17 protein-coding genes are annotated in these 21,089 nt (G+C 59.0%); 13 read left to right on the forward strand and 4 right to left on the reverse strand.

The features are described from left to right. Window positions 1–17: 17 nt before the first annotated feature. Together HX839_RS10865 and HX839_RS10870 are read right to left on the reverse strand one after the other, a co-directional pair. Window positions 18–806, reverse strand: coding sequence for a VacJ family lipoprotein (locus HX839_RS10865; protein WP_177067043.1), 789 nt, complete (start codon window positions 804–806; stop codon window positions 18–20). Beyond that, on the reverse strand, window positions 799–2,097 hold the full coding sequence (locus HX839_RS10870; RefSeq protein ID WP_003210581.1) for a hypothetical protein: 1,299 nt from the start codon (window positions 2,095–2,097) through the stop codon (window positions 799–801). The genes HX839_RS10865 and HX839_RS10870 overlap by 8 nt, the downstream gene beginning before the upstream one ends. 236 nt (window positions 2,098–2,333) lie before the next feature. Here HX839_RS10870 and HX839_RS10875 point away from each other — a divergent pair, with 236 nt between their 5' ends. After that, window positions 2,334–2,702, forward strand: coding sequence for a hypothetical protein (locus HX839_RS10875; protein WP_003210580.1), 369 nt, complete (start codon window positions 2,334–2,336; stop codon window positions 2,700–2,702). Window positions 2,703–2,800: 98 nt separating this feature from the next. On the opposite strand, the gene HX839_RS10880 is transcribed toward HX839_RS10875, so the two are convergent. Beyond that, the gene (locus HX839_RS10880; RefSeq protein ID WP_177067044.1) at window positions 2,801–4,354 is read right to left on the reverse strand and encodes a glycosyl hydrolase family 17 protein; all 1,554 of its coding nucleotides are present in this window, start codon (window positions 4,352–4,354) and stop codon (window positions 2,801–2,803) included. A gap of 330 nt (window positions 4,355–4,684) precedes the next feature. Between HX839_RS10880 and HX839_RS10885 the strand changes: the two genes are divergently transcribed. From HX839_RS10885 to HX839_RS10895, 3 genes are all read left to right on the forward strand, one after another. Next, window positions 4,685–5,536, forward strand: coding sequence for a glycine betaine ABC transporter substrate-binding protein (locus HX839_RS10885; RefSeq protein WP_008433997.1), 852 nt, complete (start codon window positions 4,685–4,687; stop codon window positions 5,534–5,536). Between the two features lie 239 nt (window positions 5,537–5,775). Continuing rightward, window positions 5,776–6,087, forward strand: a complete 312-nt coding sequence (locus HX839_RS10890; RefSeq protein ID WP_003210577.1) for a DUF485 domain-containing protein — start codon at window positions 5,776–5,778, stop codon at window positions 6,085–6,087. After that, a complete protein-coding gene (locus HX839_RS10895; protein ID WP_003210576.1) occupies window positions 6,084–7,742 on the forward strand; it encodes a cation acetate symporter in 1,659 nt (552 codons plus the stop codon). The genes HX839_RS10890 and HX839_RS10895 overlap by 4 nt, the downstream gene beginning before the upstream one ends. Before the next feature lie 162 nt (window positions 7,743–7,904). Here the strand turns inward: HX839_RS10895 and gltA are convergent, their stop codons facing one another. Continuing rightward, on the reverse strand, window positions 7,905–9,194 hold the full coding sequence (gltA, locus tag HX839_RS10900; RefSeq protein WP_003210575.1) for a citrate synthase: 1,290 nt from the start codon (window positions 9,192–9,194) through the stop codon (window positions 7,905–7,907). A 363-nt stretch (window positions 9,195–9,557) separates the two neighbouring features. On the opposite strand from gltA, the gene sdhC reads away from it, so the two are divergent. The 9 genes from sdhC (at window position 9,558) to sucD (ending at window position 20,954) form a co-directional block, all read left to right on the forward strand. Continuing rightward, window positions 9,558–9,932, forward strand: a complete 375-nt coding sequence (gene sdhC, locus HX839_RS10905; RefSeq protein ID WP_008433998.1) for a succinate dehydrogenase, cytochrome b556 subunit — start codon at window positions 9,558–9,560, stop codon at window positions 9,930–9,932. Next, window positions 9,926–10,294: a succinate dehydrogenase, hydrophobic membrane anchor protein gene (gene sdhD / locus HX839_RS10910; protein ID WP_003210573.1), complete on the forward strand. Its 369-nt coding sequence runs from the start codon at window positions 9,926–9,928 to the stop codon at window positions 10,292–10,294. Before sdhC ends, sdhD begins: the two co-directional genes overlap by 7 nt. Before the next feature lie 3 nt (window positions 10,295–10,297). Continuing rightward, on the forward strand, window positions 10,298–12,073 hold the full coding sequence (sdhA, locus tag HX839_RS10915; protein ID WP_003210572.1) for a succinate dehydrogenase flavoprotein subunit: 1,776 nt from the start codon (window positions 10,298–10,300) through the stop codon (window positions 12,071–12,073). A gap of 11 nt (window positions 12,074–12,084) precedes the next feature. Continuing rightward, on the forward strand, window positions 12,085–12,789 hold the full coding sequence (locus tag HX839_RS10920; protein WP_003210571.1) for a succinate dehydrogenase iron-sulfur subunit: 705 nt from the start codon (window positions 12,085–12,087) through the stop codon (window positions 12,787–12,789). 262 nt (window positions 12,790–13,051) lie between these two features. After that, the gene (locus HX839_RS10925; RefSeq protein ID WP_003210570.1) at window positions 13,052–15,883 is read left to right on the forward strand and encodes a 2-oxoglutarate dehydrogenase E1 component; all 2,832 of its coding nucleotides are present in this window, start codon (window positions 13,052–13,054) and stop codon (window positions 15,881–15,883) included. A 44-nt stretch (window positions 15,884–15,927) separates the two neighbouring features. Beyond that, window positions 15,928–17,160, forward strand: coding sequence for a 2-oxoglutarate dehydrogenase complex dihydrolipoyllysine-residue succinyltransferase (gene odhB / locus HX839_RS10930; protein WP_008434003.1), 1,233 nt, complete (start codon window positions 15,928–15,930; stop codon window positions 17,158–17,160). Window positions 17,161–17,255: 95 nt separating this feature from the next. Next, window positions 17,256–18,692: a dihydrolipoyl dehydrogenase gene (gene lpdA, locus HX839_RS10935; protein WP_003210568.1), complete on the forward strand. Its 1,437-nt coding sequence runs from the start codon at window positions 17,256–17,258 to the stop codon at window positions 18,690–18,692. 214 nt (window positions 18,693–18,906) lie between these two features. Next, complete coding sequence (gene sucC / locus HX839_RS10940; protein ID WP_003210567.1) at window positions 18,907–20,073, forward strand: ADP-forming succinate--CoA ligase subunit beta; 1,167 nt, start codon at window positions 18,907–18,909, stop codon at window positions 20,071–20,073. Beyond that, a complete protein-coding gene (gene sucD, locus HX839_RS10945) occupies window positions 20,073–20,954 on the forward strand; it encodes a succinate--CoA ligase subunit alpha (RefSeq protein ID WP_003210566.1) in 882 nt (293 codons plus the stop codon). Before sucC ends, sucD begins: the two co-directional genes overlap by 1 nt. Window positions 20,955–21,089 lie beyond the last annotated feature (135 nt).

The following is a 21,089-nucleotide window of genomic DNA, read 5'->3' on the forward strand; positions in this document are numbered from 1 at the left end:
AGCGCCTACACGGGGCATTACTCGGCGATCTGCAACTTGCGCGCCTCGGTGTACACGTAGCGCACCTTTTCATACTCGAACGGCGAGTTCATCTGGCCGTAGCGGAAGCTGGTCTGGTAGCGCTTGTCGACGGCGCGCAGGGCCCAGATTTCCGGGTGGTTTTCGCTGACCTTGGACACGTTCAGGAAGTTGATCTCGGTCTCGGCGCCGTAGTCCACCAGCAGGCCGGTGGTATCCCGCAGGTTCGACGGACCAAACAGCGGCAGCACCAGGTAGGCGCCGCCCGGTACACCGTAGAAGCCCAGGGTCTGGCCGAAGTCTTCGCTCTGGCGCGGCAGGCCCATGGCGGTAGCCGGGTCCCACAGGCCGGCGATGCCGATGGTGGTGTTGAGCAGCAGGCGCCCGGTGGTTTCCAGGGAACGATGGCCCTTGAGCTGCAGCAGGCTGTTCAGCAGGTTGGGTACATCCCCGAGGTTGTTGAAGAAGTTGCTGACGCCGGTACGCAGGAAGCTCGGGGTGACATAGCGGTAACCGTCCACCACGGGCAGGAACACCCACTGGTCGAAGCGGTAGTTGAAGTGGTAGACCCGGCGGTTCCACGACTCCAGCGGGTCGTAGACATTCAGCGCGTTGACCGACGAGCGCTCGAACTCACGCTGGTCCAGGCCAGGGTTGAACTTGAGGTGGCTCAGGGGCTCCTTGAAGCCGTCGGCGTCCACTACGGTTGGCGTGTGGGCCTTGCTGTTGTCGGCATTGGCCACGCCCGCGCACATCAGGGCGGCGAGCAGCAGAAGATATTTAGCCACGGAAGAACTCCAGCATGGCGTCGGCGTTGACGCGGTAGTTGAGGTTGCCGCAATGGCCGCCAAGGGGGTAGACGGTCAAGCGATCGCCGAAGGTTTTACGCAGGAAGCCAAGGTCGCCAGGGCCCAGGATCACGTCGTCGGCGTTGTGCATGACGGCGATTTTCGGGCTGTCGTGCAGGTAGTCCTTGAGGGCATACAGGCTGACCTGGTCAACCAGTTGCAGCAGGCTGCCGCCGTCGGAACGGGCGCGCCACATCGGGATCACCTGTTCGGTGAGGTAGCAGTCGAAGTCGCACTGCAGCGCACGCTTGAGGAACGGCGTGAGGCTGGTACCTTCGCTGATCGGGTACTTGGGCGGGATGATCAGGCCGCGACGGTTGATCAGGTCCGAGGTGAAGGCAATGTCGGCCGCCGAGAAGCGGAACGAAGTGCCGATCAGCATCGCCATCTGTTCGTTGGTCAGGTGTTCCTTGGAGTTCTGGAAGTCGTAGAGCAGGGCATCGTTGAGGTCGATGTAGCCCTTTTGCTGGAAGTAGCGGGTCAGCTTGTTCAACACCAGCTCATAGAAGGTGGTGCTGTTGTTGATGCCCTTGACCTCGGTCTGCACCAGCTTGTCGAGGTTGGTGATCGAGGTATAGAGGTTGACCGGCGGGTTCAGCAGCAGGACTTTCTTGAAATTGAAGCTGCGACGGGTTTCATCCAGCTTGCTGACAAAGGCTGCGTCGAGGGCGCCGAGGCTGTAGCCGGTGAGGTAGAAGTCGGTCACGGGCAGCGTCGGGTTTTGCGCGCGTACGGCCTGCATCACGCGGTACATGTCTTCGGCGTCTTCCTGGCTGATGCCGGGAGTGGCGAAGCGCGAGGCGGCGGCGATGAAGTCGAAGCTGGTGGGGGACGACAGCTGGACGACGTGGTAACCGGCCTTGTAGTACAGCTTTTTCAGGTATTCGTTGATGGTGCTGTCAAAGCGTGCGCCGGTGCCGGCGATCAGGAAGATCAGCGGTGCGGCACGGTCCTGCTTGGCGATGCGGTAGGTGAGTTTCTTCACCGCCCAGAAGTTGTCAGGCAGGCTGAACTCGCGCTCGGGGCGCATCGTCAGGGTGTAGTCGGACTGATTGATTTGATCGTCCGATGGCAGTTCCGGCCGCAGGTTCGGCGGGGTGGTGGCGATGGTCGCTTCAAACGGGTTGGTCAAAGGGTAGCCATAGCTGGCCTGGTCGATATCGACCGCCAGTGCTGACGCACTCAGAAAAAGGCTGCCCAACAGGGCCGCACAGCGCAAGGAACGGAGCATGACTAAATCCCTAAGAGGAAAACGTGCTGAAGTGGAGTTCGCAGGCTATGACCACCGCGTTGCTGCCGAAGTGCCAGCCTTCGGCACTAAAAGTCGGAAAAAACGTCGGAATCGGGGTAATAGTAGCGAGACGATACACTTTGGCACGCCTTAATGAACACTTATCTGTTTGCAAAACTTGCCAACGGCCACCGGGGGATTAAGCTGGGCGCCGTTTTCGCCTATCGGAGTGCCCCATGTCCCGCCGTTTTCCGCTGATCCTGTTGCTTATTGCCCTGCCGCTTTGGCTGGCCGCCAGTTATGGCGCGCGTTACGGATTCATGGAGGATGGCCGTTGGGTGGGCATTTGCGCTGACGAAGCCAGCCGCTGGGAATGCCAGGTGCGTTCCAACCTGGGGTTGATGATTCACTTCAAGGTGCTGGGCTGGGCGGCGCTGGTCACGGCGGTGCTGGCGTTTTTCGTGCCGGGCCGGGCCGGGTGGGGTTTGGCGGTGTTGGCGCTGGTGTTCGGGTTTCCGGCGTTGGCGTTGTACAACACGACGTTTGCGGTGTTTGCGGTGGTGATTGCGGGGTTGCGGTTGGTCCGTAAGCCTCGCGTTGCCTGACAGGGCCTCTTCGCGAGCAAGCCCGCTCCCACATTTGACCGAGTACATCCCTTGGAATGCGGTCGAGTGTGGGAGCGGGCTTGCTCGCGAAAGCGGTCTTAAGCCTTGCGCACCCGCAAGCAACGCCACAAGGCTACGACCATGAGCAGGCTCACCACCGCCCAACCCCACGCCTGCTGGTTCATCACCCCTTCACGGAACAACTGCGGCGCAATACCGGCACCGATGATGAACGCCAGCAACGCAATCTCCCGCCGCAGCCCGCTCACCGGACGCACCAGGTACACCAGCGCCGGCAGCACCAGCGCGGCACTCGGGAAGCTGCGGTAACGCGGGTCAAATACCAGCGCCAGCATCATGACCGCACCGGCAAACCCGGCGATTGCCACCAGCCAGCCAGCGCGCTGCTCCAGCCAGTTGAAGGCGCGTTCGCGCCAACCTTCTCGCGTACTCAACGCCAGGGCGGCGTGAGCCAGTACCGCAAGGTTCAAGGCCACCAGCAATCCAGCCCACACCCACTCATCCGTGAAGCGCGCGGTGACCCGGTTCAACTCGGCCCAGGTGCCGATCGAGCAGGCCGCCACGGCGCCCAGCAATGGCAACAACAACGCAGCCCGGGCCGTGCGCACGCGGCCACCCAGCAGCAGCGTGCCCAGCAGGATGATCCCGCCAACCCCCAGCCACAGCGGCCAGTACGGCACATTGGTCACCGGGCCGGCGAGCACGCCCTTGTCCTGGCGATCCGCATCAAACAGGCCCCAGTAACCCCCCACCGCCCCTTCACTGGCACGTTTCCACGGCTGGTCAAAGGCTTCGATCAGGTTGTAGTGCCAGCCATTGGCTTCGGCCATGGCCACGAACCCGCGCATGAATTTCGCTTCGTTGACCCGGCTCGGCACCGCCGTTTCCCGCTGGCGGCCTTCGCTCGGCCAGCCGGTCTCGCCGATCATCACGTCCTTGGGGGCGAACTTGTTGCCGAAGGTCTGGCGCACATCGCCCACGTGCTTGAGCGCCTGGTCGATGCCCGAGGGGTCATCTTCCCAGTAAGGCAGCAGGTGGATGGTCAGGAAGTCCACGGCCGGGGCGATTTCCGGGTGTTGCAGCCAGAACTCCCACACATCGGCATAGGTGACCGGTTGCTTGATATGGTCCTTGACGTGATGGATCAACTTGACCAGCTGCGCGGCAGTGACTTCCTTGCGCAGCAGGGTTTCGTTGCCGACGATCACCGAGGTGACGACGTCGGGGTTGGCATTGGCCGAAGCGATCAGTGCCTCGACTTCCTTGGCGGTGGCCACCGGATCACTGCTGACCCATGCGCCGCTCATCAGCTTCAGGCCGTGTTTGCGCGCCAGTGCCGGCAAGTCTTCAAGGCCGGTCTGGGAGTAGGTGCGAATGCATTCGAAACGGGTGGCCAGCAACGCCAGGTCGGCGTCCATGCGCTCGGGGCGCAGTTTGAACGGCTGGTCGAACGGCGACTGGTCTTTGTCGAAGGGCGTGTAGGACGCACATTGCAGCTTGTGGCTGGCGCTGGCCACGTCCGGCAGCACCACCGGTTGGCCAAGGCCGTACCAATAGCCACCGAGGGCCAGCACACCGAGGATCAGGGCAAATAAATAGGGCAGGAGCGGGAAACGTGCAGTCGCGGGCATGATCAGGCCGTCTGGGGGCAAAGGCGCGCATCTTACCCGGATTTGAGCCGTCCCAGTGGGGCCGCATAATTTTGACATGCAAAGTTCGGGCGGGATCGTCGGTGAATGTCCTACAAATCATCCTGCTGGCGATGTGATGTCGTTTCTTGCTTACCTGAGGTCGCAGTCAGAGCAGGTCGCTTGTGGCAGCAGGTTGATGATCGAAGTGTCAGCCCTCCACTGATGAGGCAACCACGTGATCGATGCGCGTGAAGGGGGCGCGGTGCACCACATAACAACAGGTTGACGTCGCTCGGCATCCGCCGGGCGCAGCACTTTCGGGGAAGCACTATGAAGATGCGACGACTCTTGGGCGCAGCTGCCACTCTGGTAGTTGCGATGAGCTCCACACTGGCCAGCGCCGACAGCAAAACCCTGAGCATCGGCTATGTGGATGGCTGGTCGGACAGTGTCGCCACCACCCACGTGGCGGCAGAAGTGATCAAGCAAAAGCTCGGTTATGACGTGAAACTGCAAGCGGTCGCCACCGGGATCATGTGGCAAGGCGTGGCCACCGGCAAACTCGACGCCATGCTCTCCGCCTGGTTGCCGGTGACCCACGGTGAATACTGGGCCAAGAACAAGGACAAGGTGGTCGACTACGGCCCCAACTTCAAGGACGCCAAGATCGGCCTGATCGTGCCTGAGTACGTGAAAGCCAAATCCATCGAAGACCTCAAGACCGACACCACCTTCAAGAACAAGATTGTGGGTATCGACGCCGGTTCAGGTGTGATGCTCAAGACCGACGAAGCAATCAAGGCCTATGGCCTGGACTACAAACTGCAAGCCAGTTCGGGCGCGGCGATGATCGCCGAGTTGACCCGTGCCGAAGACAAACAGGAATCCATTGCGGTCACCGGCTGGGTGCCACACTGGATGTTCGCCAAGTGGAAACTGCGTTTCCTGGACGACCCAAAAGGAATTTATGGTGCTGCTGAGACCGTCAACAGCATCGGCAGCAAAGGCCTGGAAAAGAAAGCCCCGGAAGTCGTGGCGTTCCTGAAGAAATTCCAGTGGGCCTCCAAGGATGAAATCGGCGAAGTCATGCTGGCGATCCAAGAGGGCGCCAAGCCTGAAGCGGCGGCCAAGGACTGGGTGGCCAAGCACCCTGAGCGCGTCGCCGAGTGGACTGCTAAGTAAGTCTCTTGTGGGAGCTGGCTTGCCTGCGATGCAGACGCCTCGGTGCACTTGATGTATCGAGGTGATCCCATCGCGGGCAAGCCCGGCTCCCACATTATTTCGCCCCCGCAATTATTCCTGCGCCTTCAATATCCCTCGCTACACTCCTTCTACTACTAAGGTCGTCTGGAACCTGTTCCTCAGCCGCATACAGTGGATATGTTCCAATAATAAAAAGCTGTGCTGCGAGGATAAAAACAATGAACGACAGCATTTACCTCTCGATTCAAAACAGCCCGCGTTTCAAGGAGCTGGTTAGTAAAAGGGAAAGATTCGCCTGGATTCTCTCGGCAATCATGCTTGGGCTTTACTCCGCTTTCATTCTTCTGATTGCCTATGGGCCGCAAATACTGGGGGCCAAGATCAGCCCCGGTTCGTCCATTACGTGGGGGATCCCGATCGGGGTCGGGCTGATTGTGTCGGCCTTCGTCCTCACCGGCATCTATGTACGACGCGCCAACGGCGAATTCGACGACTTGAACAATGCGATTCTCAAGGAGGCTGCGCAATGATCCGTCGTCTATTGGCTGTACTCGGCGCTTCGGCCTTTGCACCTGCCGTTTGGGCGGCCGATGCACTGACCGGCGAAGTGCATAAACAACCGCTGAATATCGCAGCGATCCTGATGTTCGTGGCCTTCGTCGGCGCGACCTTGTGCATCACCTACTGGGCGTCCAAGCGCAACAAGTCGGCGGCCGACTACTATGCGGCCGGCGGCAAGATCACCGGGTTCCAGAACGGTCTGGCGATTGCCGGTGACTACATGTCGGCAGCCTCCTTCCTGGGGATTTCCGCGCTGGTGTTCACCTCCGGCTACGACGGCCTGATCTACTCCATCGGCTTCCTGGTGGGCTGGCCGATCATTCTGTTCCTGATCGCCGAGCGCCTGCGTAACCTGGGCAAATACACCTTTGCCGACGTGGCGTCCTATCGCCTGGGGCAAACCCAGATCCGCAGCCTGTCGGCCTGTGGCTCTTTGGTGGTGGTGGCGTTCTACCTGATCGCGCAGATGGTCGGCGCGGGCAAGTTGATCCAGCTGCTGTTCGGCCTGGATTATCACGTCGCGGTGATCCTGGTAGGCATCCTGATGTGCCTCTATGTGTTGTTCGGCGGCATGCTGGCGACCACCTGGGTGCAGATCATCAAGGCAGTGCTGTTGCTGTCCGGTGCCTCGTTCATGGCGCTGATGGTGATGAAACACGTCAACTTCGACTTCAACATGCTGTTTGCCGAGGCGATCAAGGTTCACCCTAAAGGTGAAGCGATCATGAGCCCGGGCGGCCTGGTGAAAGACCCGATTTCGGCGTTCTCCCTCGGCCTGGCACTGATGTTCGGTACCGCCGGCCTGCCGCACATCCTGATGCGCTTCTTCACCGTGAGTGACGCAAAGGAAGCTCGCAAGAGCGTGCTGTATGCCACTGGCTTCATCGGCTACTTCTATATCCTGACCTTCATCATCGGCTTCGGCGCGATCCTGCTGGTCAGCACCAACCCGGCGTTCAAGGATGCTGCAGGTGCCTTGCTCGGCGGTAACAACATGGCGGCGGTGCACCTGGCCAACGCAGTGGGCGGCAGTATCTTCCTGGGCTTCATCTCGGCCGTGGCGTTTGCCACCATCCTGGCAGTGGTTGCCGGTTTGACCCTCGCGGGTGCTTCGGCGGTGTCCCATGACCTGTACGCCAGCGTGATCAAGAAAGGCAAGGCCAACGAGAAGGATGAGATTCGCGTATCGAAGATCACCACCATCGCCCTGGCAGTACTGGCGATTGGCTTGGGCATCCTGTTTGAAAGCCAGAACATCGCGTTCATGGTGGGCCTGGCGTTCTCCATTGCGGCCAGCTGTAACTTCCCGGTGCTGCTGCTTTCCATGTACTGGAAAAACCTCACCACCCGCGGTGCGATGATTGGTGGCTGGCTGGGCTTGATCAGTGCCGTTGGTCTGATGATCCTCGGCCCAACCATCTGGGTCTCGATCCTGCACCATGAGAAGGCGATCTTCCCTTACGAGTACCCGGCGCTGTTCTCGATGATCATTGCGTTCATCGGCATCTGGTTCTTCTCCATCACCGACAAGTCGGCGGCGGCAGAGAAGGAACGTGCGCTGTACTTCCCGCAGTTTGTGCGTTCGCAGACTGGCCTGGGGGCGAGTGGGGCGGTTAGCCACTAAGCCCGTAACAGTTACAAAAAAATGCCCCGGTCGTGAGATCGGGGCTTTTTTTTGCCTTTATTGGTAACAGATACGACAAAACTGTTTCTCAAATCCGGCACAAATAAAAACGGCCTCTCTATCAAGGGAGGCCGTTTTCGGTGTAGCCAAGTAGCGATCAGCTTACTTGCGGTCTTCCAGCTTGGTGATGTCACGCGACTCGTAGCCGGTGTACAGCTGGCGCGGACGGCCAATCTTGTACGGGCTGGAGAGCATTTCTTTCCAGTGGGAGATCCAGCCCACGGTCCGCGCCAGGGCGAAGATCACGGTGAACATGCTGGTTGGAATGCCGATCGCCTTGAGGATGATCCCCGAGTAGAAGTCGACGTTCGGGTACAGCGAGCGCTCGATGAAGTACGGGTCGGTCAGGGCGATCTCTTCCAGGCGCATGGCCAGTTCGAGTTGCGGATCGTTCTTGATGCCCAGTTCCTTCAACACTTCGTCGCAGGTCTTCTTCATCACGGTGGCGCGCGGGTCGCGGTTCTTGTAGACCCGGTGACCGAAGCCCATCAACTTGAACGGATCGTTCTTGTCCTTGGCCTTGGCGATGAACTTGTCGATGTTCGAGACATCGCCGATTTCATCGAGCATGGTCAATACGGCTTCGTTCGCACCGCCGTGGGCAGGGCCCCACAGTGCGGCGATACCGGCGGCGATACAGGCGAACGGGTTGGCGCCCGAGGAGCCCGCCAGGCGCACGGTAGAGGTCGAGGCGTTCTGTTCGTGGTCGGCGTGGAGGATGAAGATCTTGTCCATCGCGGCGGCCAGCACCGGGCTGATCGGTTTGATCTCGCACGGGGTGTTGAACATCATGTGCAGGAAGTTTTCCGCGTACGTCAGGTCGTTGCGCGGGTACATCATGGGTTGACCCATGGAGTACTTGTAAACCATTGCGGCCAGGGTCGGCATCTTGGCAACCAGGCGGATCGCGGAGATTTCGCGATGCTGCGGGTTATTGATGTCCAGGGAGTCGTGATAGAAGGCCGACAGGGCGCCGACTACGCCGCACATGACGGCCATCGGGTGGGCGTCGCGACGGAAGCCGTTGAAGAAGGTCTTCAACTGCTCGTGAACCATGGTGTGGTTCTTCACGGTGCTGACAAACTGGGCCTTTTGCTCAGCTGTTGGCAATTCGCCATTAAGCAGCAGGTAGCAGGTTTCCAGGTAGTCCGACTGTTCAGCAAGCTGTTCGATCGGGTAGCCGCGGTGCAGCAGGATACCGTTATCACCGTCGATATAGGTGATCTTCGACTCGCATGAGGCGGTCGACATGAAGCCTGGGTCGAATGTAAAACGGCCCGTGGCCGTCAGGCCCCGTACGTCGATAACATCGGGACCAACGGTGCCGGTTAAAATGGGCAGCTCGACGGGGGCTGCGCCCTCGATGATCAACTGCGCTTTTTTGTCAGCCATGTGGCCTCCTATTTATGCTTCAAATCATCAGACAGACCCCCCACGCAGGGCCCGCACCACTATAGTGAGATAAATTCAGATGTCAATTTGCCTAAAGTCTTGCTCCAGAAGGCTTTAACCGTACTTTTTCCTCGAAATTACCTGCCGTTTACGCCTTTTATGCCGCCAGCGCAATGCGCTATTAGGGTGAGGAGTGCGCGTTGTCATTAGTTGCCTAACTGTCTATACTCGGCCTCCGACCGCCAGGGGCTTTTGGGCCCGTTTTGATGGGGGTCGCACTCCCTGGGTGGTGGTTACCTGACCAGTGCACTCCCCAACAACTTTGCCCTGATTGTTAGGGGCTCTTCAGTGTGAAAAAAAGCCGTGAATAGCCAACGACCTGTAAACCTAGACCTAAGGACCATCAAACTCCCCATCACCGGCGTAACGTCGTTCCTGCACCGTGTATCCGGCATCATCCTGTTTCTTGGCCTGGGCATCATGCTTTATGCATTGAGCAAATCCCTGGGTTCGGAAGAAGGGTACGCCGAGGTGAAGGCATGCTTGACCAGTCCGCTGGCCAAATTCGTCGCCTGGGGCCTCCTGTCCGCTCTGCTTTATCACCTTGTGGCCGGTATTCGCCACTTGATCATGGACATGGGTATCGGTGAGACGCTGGAAGGCGGCAAGCTGGGCTCGAAAATCGTCATCGCCATTTCCGTGGTGCTGATCGTTCTGGCGGGAGTTTGGATATGGTAACCAGCGTTACGAACCTGTCGCGTTCGGGCCTCTATGACTGGATGGCGCAACGTGTGTCTGCGGTTGTTCTCGCGGCTTATTTCATCTTCCTGATCGGGTACCTCGCGGCGAACCCTGGCATTGGCTACGCCCAATGGCACGGCCTGTTCGCTCACAACGGGATGCGCATCTTCAGTCTGCTGGCCCTTGTAGCCCTGGGCGCTCACGCCTGGGTTGGCATGTGGACCATCGCGACCGACTACCTGACGCCGATGGCGCTGGGCAAGTCCGCGACAGCAGTACGGTTTCTCTTCCAGGCAGTATGCGGCGTCGCGATGTTCGCTTACTTCGTCTGGGGTGTGCAGATTCTTTGGGGTATCTGATTCATGGCTAACACAGTTAATACGCTTTCATTCGACGCCATCATCATTGGCGGCGGCGGTGCCGGCATGCGCGCTGCGCTGCAACTGGCCCAGGGCGGTCACAAGACTGCCGTGATCACCAAGGTGTTCCCGACCCGTTCCCACACCGTTTCGGCCCAGGGTGGCATCACGTGCGCCATCGCCTCCGCCGATCCAAACGATGACTGGCGCTGGCACATGTACGATACCGTCAAGGGTTCCGACTATATCGGTGACCAGGACGCTATCGAATACATGTGCTCCGTAGGCCCGGAAGCGGTCTTCGAGCTGGAACACATGGGTCTGCCGTTCTCCCGTACCGAACAGGGTCGCATCTACCAGCGTCCGTTCGGCGGTCAGTCGAAAGACTTCGGTAAGGGTGGCCAGGCCGCTCGTACCTGTGCCGCAGCCGACCGTACCGGTCACGCGCTGTTGCACACCCTGTACCAGGCCAACCTGAAGGCCGGCACCGTATTCCTCAACGAATACTACGGCGTCGACCTGGTGAAGAACGAAGACGGTGCCTTTGTAGGCATGATCGTTATCTGCATCGAAACCGGCGAAACCTCTTACGTGCGGGCTAACGCCACCGTATTGGCGACCGGCGGTGCAGGCCGTATCTACTCTTCGACTACCAACGCCCTGATCAACACCGGTGACGGTATCGGCATGGCCCTGCGTGCAGGCGTTCCGGTACAAGACATCGAAATGTGGCAGTTCCACCCGACCGGCATCGCCGGCGCCGGTGTACTGGTTACAGAAGGTTGCCGTGGTGAAGGTGGTTACCTGATCAACAAGAACGGCGAGCGCTTCATGGAGCGTTATGCTCCGAACGCCAAAGACCTTGCCGGTCGTGACGTTGTAGCCCGTTCCATGGTTAAAGAGATCATCGCCGGTAACGGCTGTGGTCCCGATGGCGACCACGTGATGCTGAAGCTCGATCACCTCGGTGAAGAAGTGCTGCACAGCCGTCTGCCAGGCATCATGGAGCTGTCCAAGACCTTTGCCCACGTTGACCCGGCTGTTGCGCCGATCCCGGTTGTTCCAACTTGCCACTATATGATGGGCGGCGTTGCCACCAACATTCATGGCCAGGCGATCACCCAGGACGCCGACGGCGTTGACCAGATCATCCCTGGTCTGTTCGCGGTAGGTGAAGTGGCTTGCGTATCGGTTCACGGTGCCAACCGTCTGGGCGGCAACTCGCTGCTCGACCTGGTGGTATTCGGTCGTGCTGCCGGCCTGTTCCTGGAACAGACCCTGAAGGAAGGCGTTGATTACGCGCGTCCACGCCAGTCCGACATCGACGCTGCCCTGGCACGTCTGGATGGCCTGAACTCGCGTACCGATGGCGAAGACGTCGCCTCCCTGCGCAAAGAGCTGCAAAGCTGCATGCAGAACTACTTCGGTGTGTTCCGTACCGGCGAATACATGCAGAAAGGTATCGCCCAGCTGGCTGACCTGCGTACGCGCATCGCCAACGTCAAGATCAACGACAAGAGCCAGGCGTTCAACACCGCTCGAATCGAAGCCCTTGAGCTGCAAAACCTGCTGGAAGTGGCTGAAGCGACTGCGATCGCCGCCGAGGTTCGTAAAGAATCCCGTGGTGCTCACGCTCGTGAAGACTATGAAGACCGCGACGACGAAAACTGGTTGTGCCACACCCTGTACTTCCCGGGTGACAAGCGCGTAACCAAGCGTGCCGTGAACTTCTCGCCGAAGACGGTTCCGACGTTTGAACCGAAGATTCGGACTTACTAAGGGTGGCTGCCATGTTGAAAGTCAGTGTTTATCGCTACAACCCTGATCAGGACGCTGCGCCGTTCATGCAGGAATTCCAGGTCGATACCGGTGGTAAGGACCTGATGGTGCTGGACGTGCTGGCCCTGGTTAAAGAGCAGGACGAAGGTTTCTCCTATCGTCGCTCTTGCCGTGAGGGTGTTTGCGGCTCCGACGGCATGAACATCAACGGCAAGAACGGCCTGGCATGCATCACGCCGCTGTCTTCCGTGGTGAAAGGCAACAAGTTGGTTGTTCGTCCGCTGCCAGGTTTGCCGGTTATCCGTGACCTGGTCGTCGATATGAGCATCTTCTACAAGCAATACGAGAAGGTTAAGCCATTCCTGCAGAACGACACGCCGGCTCCGGCCATCGAGCGTCTGCAGACTCCGGAAGAGCGCGAGAAGCTGGACGGCCTGTACGAGTGCATCCTGTGCGCTTGCTGCTCGACTTCCTGCCCGTCCTTCTGGTGGAACCCCGACAAGTTCCTGGGCCCAGCTGCCCTGCTGCAAGCGTACCGCTTCCTGGCAGACAGCCGTGACACCAAGACTGCCGAGCGTCTGGCTTCGCTGGATGACCCGTTCAGCGTATTCCGCTGCCGCGGGATCATGAACTGCGTCAACGTATGTCCCAAAGGCCTGAACCCGACTAAGGCCATTGGTCACGTACGTAGCATGCTGCTGCAAAGCGGCGTGTAACCGACGTTGTAGTAAAAGCAGGACCGTTGTGCCCGTAGATGCTACGGCGCAGGCTTCAACCGGCGCCGTAGTTTTAACTTGAGCAGCGACTTACAAAGACGCGGCTCTTATTTTGAAGAAATGAGACAAGCAGGGGCATTCGGGTTGGTACCCGAACTATCAGCGTGATCCTAAGTGGCTTGTTTTGGTCGCTGCACTTGGCCTTTTGCAAGCAAACTCGGTGTTTTCGCCGGTGGTGTCCCCAAATCGAGGGTGACCAAGCATGCAAGAAAGCGTGATGCAGCGCATGTGGAACAGCGGCTATCTTTCAGGTGGTAACGCTGCCTATGTGGAAGAGCTTTATGAGCTCTACCTGCACGACCCTAACGCTGTGCCAGAAGAATGGCGCACCAAATTTCAGACGTTGTCTTCAGACGGCAACGCTGCCACCGATGTATCGCACGCAACAATTCGCGATCAGTTCGTGCTGCTGGCAAAGAACCAGCGCCGCGCCCAGCCGGTTTCTGCCGCAAGCGTGAGCAGTGAGCACGAGAAGAAGCAAGTTGAAGTACTGCGACTGATCCAGGCCTACCGTATGCGTGGCCACCAGGCAGCCCAGCTTGACCCGCTGGGGCTGTGGCAGCGTCCTGCACCTGCAGACCTGTCGATCAATCATTACGGCTTGACCAATGCCGATCTTGATACGACCTTCCGTGCCGGCGACCTGTTCATCGGCAAAGAGGAAGCGAGCCTACGCGAAATTCACGAAGCGTTGCAGCAGACATATTGCCGCACCATCGGTGCCGAATTTACGCACATCACTGATTCCGAGCAGCGCCACTGGTTCCAGCACCGCCTTGAAGGCGTGCGTGGTCGCCCGGTGCTGTCTGCGGACGTCAAGAGCCACTTGCTCGAGCGCGTCACTGCAGCGGAAGGCCTGGAAAAATACCTGGGCACCAAATACCCGGGCACCAAGCGTTTCGGCCTGGAAGGCGGCGAAAGCCTGATCCCGATGCTCGACGAGCTGATCCAGCGTTCCGGTTCCTACGGCACCAAGGAAATCGTGATCGGCATGGCCCACCGTGGCCGCTTGAACGTGCTGGTCAACACCTTCGGCAAGAACCCGCGCGAGCTGTTCGACGAGTTCGAAGGCAAGAAGAAGGTCGAGCTGGGTTCCGGTGACGTTAAATATCACCAGGGCTTCTCGTCCAACGTAATGACCACCGGCGGTGAAGTTCACCTGGCCATGGCGTTCAACCCATCCCACCTGGAGATCGTTTCTCCAGTGGTCGAGGGGTCGGTACGTGCGCGCCAGGATCGTCGTAACGATTCCACCGGTGAGAAGGTGCTGCCGATTTCCATCCACGGTGACGCGGCGTTCGCCGGTCAGGGTGTGGTCCTGGAAACGTTCCAGATGTCGCAGACTCGCGGCTTCAAGACCGGCGGTACCGTTCACATCGTCATCAACAACCAGGTGGGCTTCACCATCAGCAACCCGCTGGACGCACGCTCTACCGAGTACGCGACCGACGTTGCCAAGATGATCCAGGCGCCGATCCTCCATGTGAATGGTGATGATCCGGAAGCCGTGTTGTTCGTGACCCAGTTGGCCATCGATTACCGCATGCAGTTCAAGCGTGACGTGGTCATCGACCTGGTCTGCTACCGTCGTCGCGGTCACAACGAAGCGGATGAGCCTAGCGGCACCCAACCGTTGATGTACCAGCAAATCACCAAGCAGCGCACCACCCGTGAGCTGTATGCCGATAGCCTGATCAAGGCCGGCGTGGTGGACGATGCACGTGTTCAGGCGAAGATCGATGAATACCGCAACGCGCTGGACAACGGCCTGCATGTCGTGAAAAGCCTGGTCAAGGAGCCGAACAAAGAGTTGTTCGTTGACTGGCGTCCGTACCTGGGCCACGCCTGGACTGCGCGTCACGACACCTCGTTCGATCTGAAGACCCTGCAGGAACTGTCGGCCAAGCTGCTGGAAATCCCAGACGGTTTCGTCGTACAGCGCCAGGTTGCGAAGATCTACGAAGACCGTCAGAAGATGCAAGCCGGCGGCCTGCCGATCAACTGGGGTTACGCTGAAACCATGGCGTACGCGACCCTGGCGTTCGAGGGTCACCCGATCCGCATGACCGGCCAGGACATCGGCCGCGGTACGTTCTCGCACCGTCACGCTGTGTTGCACAACCAGAAAGACGCGGGCACCTACATCCCGTTGCAGAACCTGTACGAAGGCCAGCCACGTTTCGACCTGTACGATTCGTTCCTGTCCGAAGAAGCCGTACTGGCGTTCGAATACGGTTACTCGACCACCACGCCTCAGGCGCTGGTGATCTGGGAAGCCCAGTTCGGCGACTTCGCCAACGGTGCCCAGGTGGTTATCGACCAGTTCATCACCAGCGGCGAGCACAAGTGGGGCCGTCTGTGCGGTCTGACCATGCTGCTGCCACACGGTTATGAAGGTCAGGGTCCGGAGCACTCCTCGGCCCGTCTGGAGCGTTACCTGCAATTGTGCGCCGAGCACAACATCCAGGTGTGCGTGCCGACTACCCCGGCCCAGATCTACCACTTGCTGCGTCGCCAGGTGATCCGCCCGCTGCGCAAGCCGCTGGTAGTGCTGACGCCGAAATCGCTGCTGCGTCATAAATTGGCCATCTCGACCCTGGAAGATCTGGCGGATGGTTCGTTCCAGACCGTTATTTCAGAAATCGACACCCTCGACGCGGCCAAGGTCACTCGCCTGATCCTGTGCAGCGGCAAGGTTTACTACGATTTGCTGGAAAAACGCCGTGCCGAAGGCCGCGAAGACATCGCCATCGTGCGGATCGAGCAGCTTTACCCGTTCCCGGAAGACGACCTGATGGAGGCCATCGCGCCTTACACCAACCTCACCAATGTGGTGTGGTGTCAGGAAGAACCGATGAACCAGGGCGCGTGGTACAGCAGCCAGCATCATTTGCGTCGCAGCATCGGCAATCACAAACAGGCACTGGGCCTGGAGTACGCCGGTCGTGATGCTTCTGCTGCACCTGCGTGTGGTTATGCGTCGATGCACGCCGAGCAGCAGGAAAAACTGCTGCAAGATGCTTTCACTGTTTAACGCCTTCGCGCTGACTGAAACCGAATTTTAAGGACCCACAGATAATGGCTATCGAAATCAAAGCCCCGTCATTCCCGGAATCGGTTGCCGATGGCACCGTTGCCACCTGGCACAAGAAACCAGGCGAGGCCGTCAAGCGTGACGACCTGATCGTCGACATCGAAACCGACAAGGTCGTGCTCGAAGTGTTGGCTGAAGCTGACGGCGTGCTGGGCGCAATCGTTGCCGAAGAAGGCGCTACCGTCCTGTCGAACCAGGTACTGGGCTCGATCGAAGAGGGCGGTGCTGCTGCCGCTGCTCCTGCTCCTGCCGCCGCTGCGGCACCGGCTGCTGCCGCAGCTCCAGCTGCTGCACCGGCTGCGGGTGGCGAAGATCCAATCGCTGCACCGGCTGCGCGTCAGCTGGCTGACGAAAACGGCATCAACCTGGCGTCCATCAAGGGCACCGGCAAAGATGGCCGTGTGACCAAGGAAGACGTGGTTGCCGCCGTTGAAGCCAAGAAAAACGCTCCAGCTGCTGCGCCTGCCAAGGCTGCTGCCCCGGCTGCCGCTGCTCCTGTGTTCGCCGCTGGCGACCGCACCGAGAAGCGCGTACCGATGACCCGCGTGCGTGCCACCGTGGCCAAGCGCCTGGTTGAAGCACAGTCGAACATGGCGATGCTGACTACTTTCAACGAAGTCGACATGACCGAAGTCATGGCCCTGCGTTCGAAGTACAAGGACCTGTTCGAGAAGTCCCACAACGGCGTACGCCTGGGCTTCATGTCGTTCTTCGTGAAAGCGGCCACCGAAGCGCTGAAACGCTTCCCGGCAGTCAACGCTTCCATCGACGGCGGCGACATCGTTTACCACGGTTATGCTGACGTCGGCGTTGCCGTCTCCAGCGACCGTGGCCTGGTGGTACCGGTTCTGCGTAACGCCGAGCTGATGAGCCTGGCTGAAATCGAAGGCGGCATCGCCAACTTCGGCAAGAAGGCCCGTGACGGCAAACTGACCATCGACGAGATGACCGGTGGTACCTTCACCATCACCAACGGTGGTACTTTCGGTTCGATGATGTCGACTCCGATCGTCAACCCGCCACAAGCTGCGATCCTGGGCATGCACAACATTCTGCAGCGTCCTATGGCGATCAACGGCCAAGTGGTTATCCGCCCGATGATGTACCTGGCGCTGTCGTACGATCACCGCCTGATCGATGGTAAAGAAGCCGTGACTTTCCTGGTGACCATCAAGAACCTGCTGGAAGACCCGGCTCGTCTGCTGCTGGATATCTGATAAAGCGGCGGTGCGCCGTACCACCCGGTCTGCCGCGAGGCAGGCCGGAGTGCGGCTCACGGCTTGAAGCTTTTAGCTAAAGAGGATTTTTTTTCATGTCGCAGAAATTTGACGTTGTAGTGATTGGCGCAGGCCCTGGCGGCTACGTTGCCGCCATCAAGGCCGCACAACTGGGCCTCTCGACTGCTTGCATCGAAAAATACACCGACAAGGAAGGCAAACTGGCGCTGGGCGGTACTTGCCTGAACGTTGGCTGCATTCCTTCCAAGGCGCTGCTGGACAGCTCCTGGAAATTCCACGAAGCGCAAGACGGTTTTGCCATCCACGGCATCAACCACGCTGGCGTGACCATGGACGTGCCAGCGATGGTCGGCCGCAAGGCCAACATCGTTAAAGGCCTGACTTCCGGCGTTGCTACCCTGTTCAAGGCCAACGGCGTTACTTCCCTGCAAGGCCACGGCAAACTGCTGGCCGGCAAGAAAGTTGAAATCACCAAGCCTGACGGTTCGACCGAAATCATCGAAGCCGAGAACGTGATCCTGGCTCCAGGTTCGCGTCCAATCGACATTCCACCGGCTCCGGTCGACCAGAACGTGATCGTTGATTCGACCGGCGCCCTGGAATTCCAAGCGGTTCCAAAACGTCTGGGCGTGATCGGCGCTGGCGTGATCGGCCTGGAACTGGGTTCGGTCTGGTCCCGCCTGGGTTCCGAAGTGACCGTGCTGGAAGCCCTGGACACGTTCCTGCTGGCTGCCGACACCGCAGTGTCCAAAGAAGCGCTGAAAACCCTGACCAAACAAGGTCTGGACATCAAGCTGGGCGCTCGTGTTACCGGTTCCAAGGTTAACGGCGAAGAAGTTGTCGTGACCTACACCGACAAGGATGGCGAACAGACCATCACTTTCGACAAGCTGATCGTAGCCGTTGGTCGCCGTCCGGTGACCACTGACCTGCTGGCTTCCGACAGCGGCGTGAACATCGACGAGCGTGGTTTCATCCACGTTGACGATCACTGCGCTACCACCGTGCCGGGCGTTTACGCCATTGGCGACGTGGTTCGCGGCATGATGCTGGCGCACAAGGCTTCCGAAGAAGGCATCATGGTTGTCGAGCGCATCAAGGGTCACAAGACCCAGATGAACTACGACCTGATCCCGTCTGTTATCTACACCCACCCGGAAATTGCATGGGTCGGCAAGAACGAACAGCAGTTGAAAGCTGAAGGCGTTGAAGTTAACGTCGGCACCTTCCCGTTTGCCGCTTCTGGCCGTGCCATGGCAGCCAACGACACCGGTGGTTTTGTCAAAGTCATCGCTGATGCCAAGACTGACCGCGTATTGGGCGTCCACGTGATCGGCCCAGGCGCAGCAGAACTGGTTCAGCAAGGCGCAATCGGTATGGAATTCGGTACCAGCGCCGAAGACATCGGCATGATGGTTTTCTCCCATCCGACCCTGTCCGAAGCGCTGCACGAAGCCGCGTTGGCAGTGAATGGCCATGCCATCCACATCGCCAACAAGAAGAAGCGCTAAGCGAGATAATAAGAAACCACGGCGGTTGCCCGTCGTGAGCCTTGTGCGCAAGACTCACCGCGGAATATCCGCTGGACGCAGTCTTGCGCAGTTTCACCACCCAGGGTTCAGGCCTTTGGTGGTTTGACTGTGCAAGCAGCAGTCACAGGTGGCGCGGCACTCAATAAAGAGCGCAGCGCCGAATGCGCAGTACCTAACGAAGACGGTAATAAGCATGAATCTTCACGAGTATCAGGGTAAGCAGCTGTTCGCTGAATACGGCCTGCCAGTATCCAAGGGTTACGCAGTAGACACCCCGGAAGCAGCAGCAGAAGCTTGCGACAAAATCGGCGGCACCGAGTGGGTTGTCAAAGCCCAGGTCCACGCTGGTGGTCGCGGTAAAGCGGGCGGCGTTAAGCTGGTTCGCAGCAAAGAAGACGCCAAAGCCTTCGCTCAGCAGTGGCTGGGCAAGCGTCTGGTGACTTACCAGACTGATGCCAATGGCCAGCCAGTCACCAAGATCCTGGTTGAATCGTGCACTGATATCGCTAAAGAGCTGTACCTGGGCGCTGTCGTTGACCGTTCGAGCCGTCGCATCGTGTTCATGGCCTCCACCGAAGGTGGCGTGGACATTGAGAAGATCGCTGAAGAAACCCCAGAAAAAATTCTGAAAGCCACTATCGATCCACTGGTTGGCGCTCAGCCATTCCAGGGTCGCGAGCTGGCATTCCAGTTGGGTCTGGAAGGCAAGCAAGTTGCCCAGTTCGCCAAGATCTTCGTAGGTCTGGCCAAACTGTTCCAGGATCACGATCTGGCCCTGCTGGAAGTGAACCCGCTGGTGATCAAGGCCGACGGCGATCTGCATTGCCTCGATGCCAAGATCAACATCGACGCCAACGCCATGTACCGTCAGCCTAAGCTGAAGACTTTCCACGATCCGTCGCAAGACGATCCGCGCGAAGCGCACGCTGCCAAGTTCGAACTGAACTACGTAGCCCTGGAAGGTAACATCGGTTGCATGGTCAACGGTGCTGGCCTGGCCATGGGTACCATGGACATCGTCAACCTGCATGGCGGCAAACCAGCCAACTTCCTCGACGTAGGCGGCGGTGCCACCAAAGAACGCGTTACCGAAGCGTTCAAGATCATCCTGTCCGACTCCAACGTCGCTGCAGTACTGGTCAACATCTTCGGCGGCATCGTTCGTTGCGACATGATTGCCGAAGGCATCATCGGTGCAGTGAAAGAAGTCGGCGTTAAAATCCCGGTTGTTGTGCGCCTTGAAGGTAACAACGCTGAACTGGGCGCTAAAGTACTGGCAGAAAGCGGTTTGAACATCATCGCTGCTACCAGCCTGACCGACGCTGCTCAACAAGTTGTCAAAGCTGCGGAGGGCAAATAATGAGCGTCCTGATCAATAAAGACACCAAGGTTATCTGCCAGGGTATTACCGGTTCCCAAGGTAGTTTCCACACCCAGCAAGCCATCGAATACGGCACCAAGATGGTGGGTGGCGTTACTCCTGGTAAAGGCGGCACCGAGCACCTGGGCCTGCCAGTGTTCAACACCGTGAAAGATGCTGTAGCTGCCACTGGCGCCACCGCCAGCGTGATCTACGTTCCAGCTCCTTTCTGCAAGGACTCCATCCTGGAAGCAGCATTCGGCGGCATCAAGCTGATCGTTTGCATCACCGAAGGCATTCCTACCCTGGACATGCTGGACGCTAAAGTTAAGTGCGACGAGCTGGGCGTAGTCCTGATCGGCCCTAACTGCCCAGGCGTGATCACTCCAGGCGAATGCAAGATCGGCATCATGCCAGGTCACATTCACTTGCCAGGTAAAGTCGGTATCGTTTCCCGTTCCGGCACCCTGACCTACGAAGCTGTCAAGCAGACTACTGACGCCGGTTTCGGTCAGTCGACTTGCGTCGGCATCGGCGGTGACCCGATCCCAGGCTCGAACTTCATCGACATCCTGAAGCTGTTCCAGGAAGACCCGAAGACCGAAGCGATCGTAATGATCGGTGAGATCGGCGGTTCGGCTGAAGAAGAAGCGGCTGCCTACATCAAGGCACACGTGACCAAGCCGGTTGTTTCCTACATCGCTGGTGTGACTGCCCCTGCTGGCAAGCGCATGGGCCATGCTGGCGCAATCATCTCTGGCGGCAAGGGTACTGCAGACGAGAAGTTTGCTGCCCTGGAAGACGCAGGCGTTAAAACCGTGCGTTCGCTGGCAGACATCGGCAAGGCTTTGTCCGAGCTGACCGGTTGGGCTGTCAAGTAAGCCTCGCGCTTAACTGACGCTTCACCCCACAAAGGCCACCTTCGGGTGGCCTTTGTGCATTCTGAAGGTTGGTGGAGATCAACATGTGGGAGCGGGCTTGCTCGCGAAAGCGGTGTGTCAGTCAGCTCATGAGTG

The sequence above is a fragment of the Pseudomonas sp. I8001 genome (assembly GCF_013385345.1).
Taxonomy (GTDB): Bacteria; Pseudomonadota; Gammaproteobacteria; order Pseudomonadales; family Pseudomonadaceae; genus Aquipseudomonas.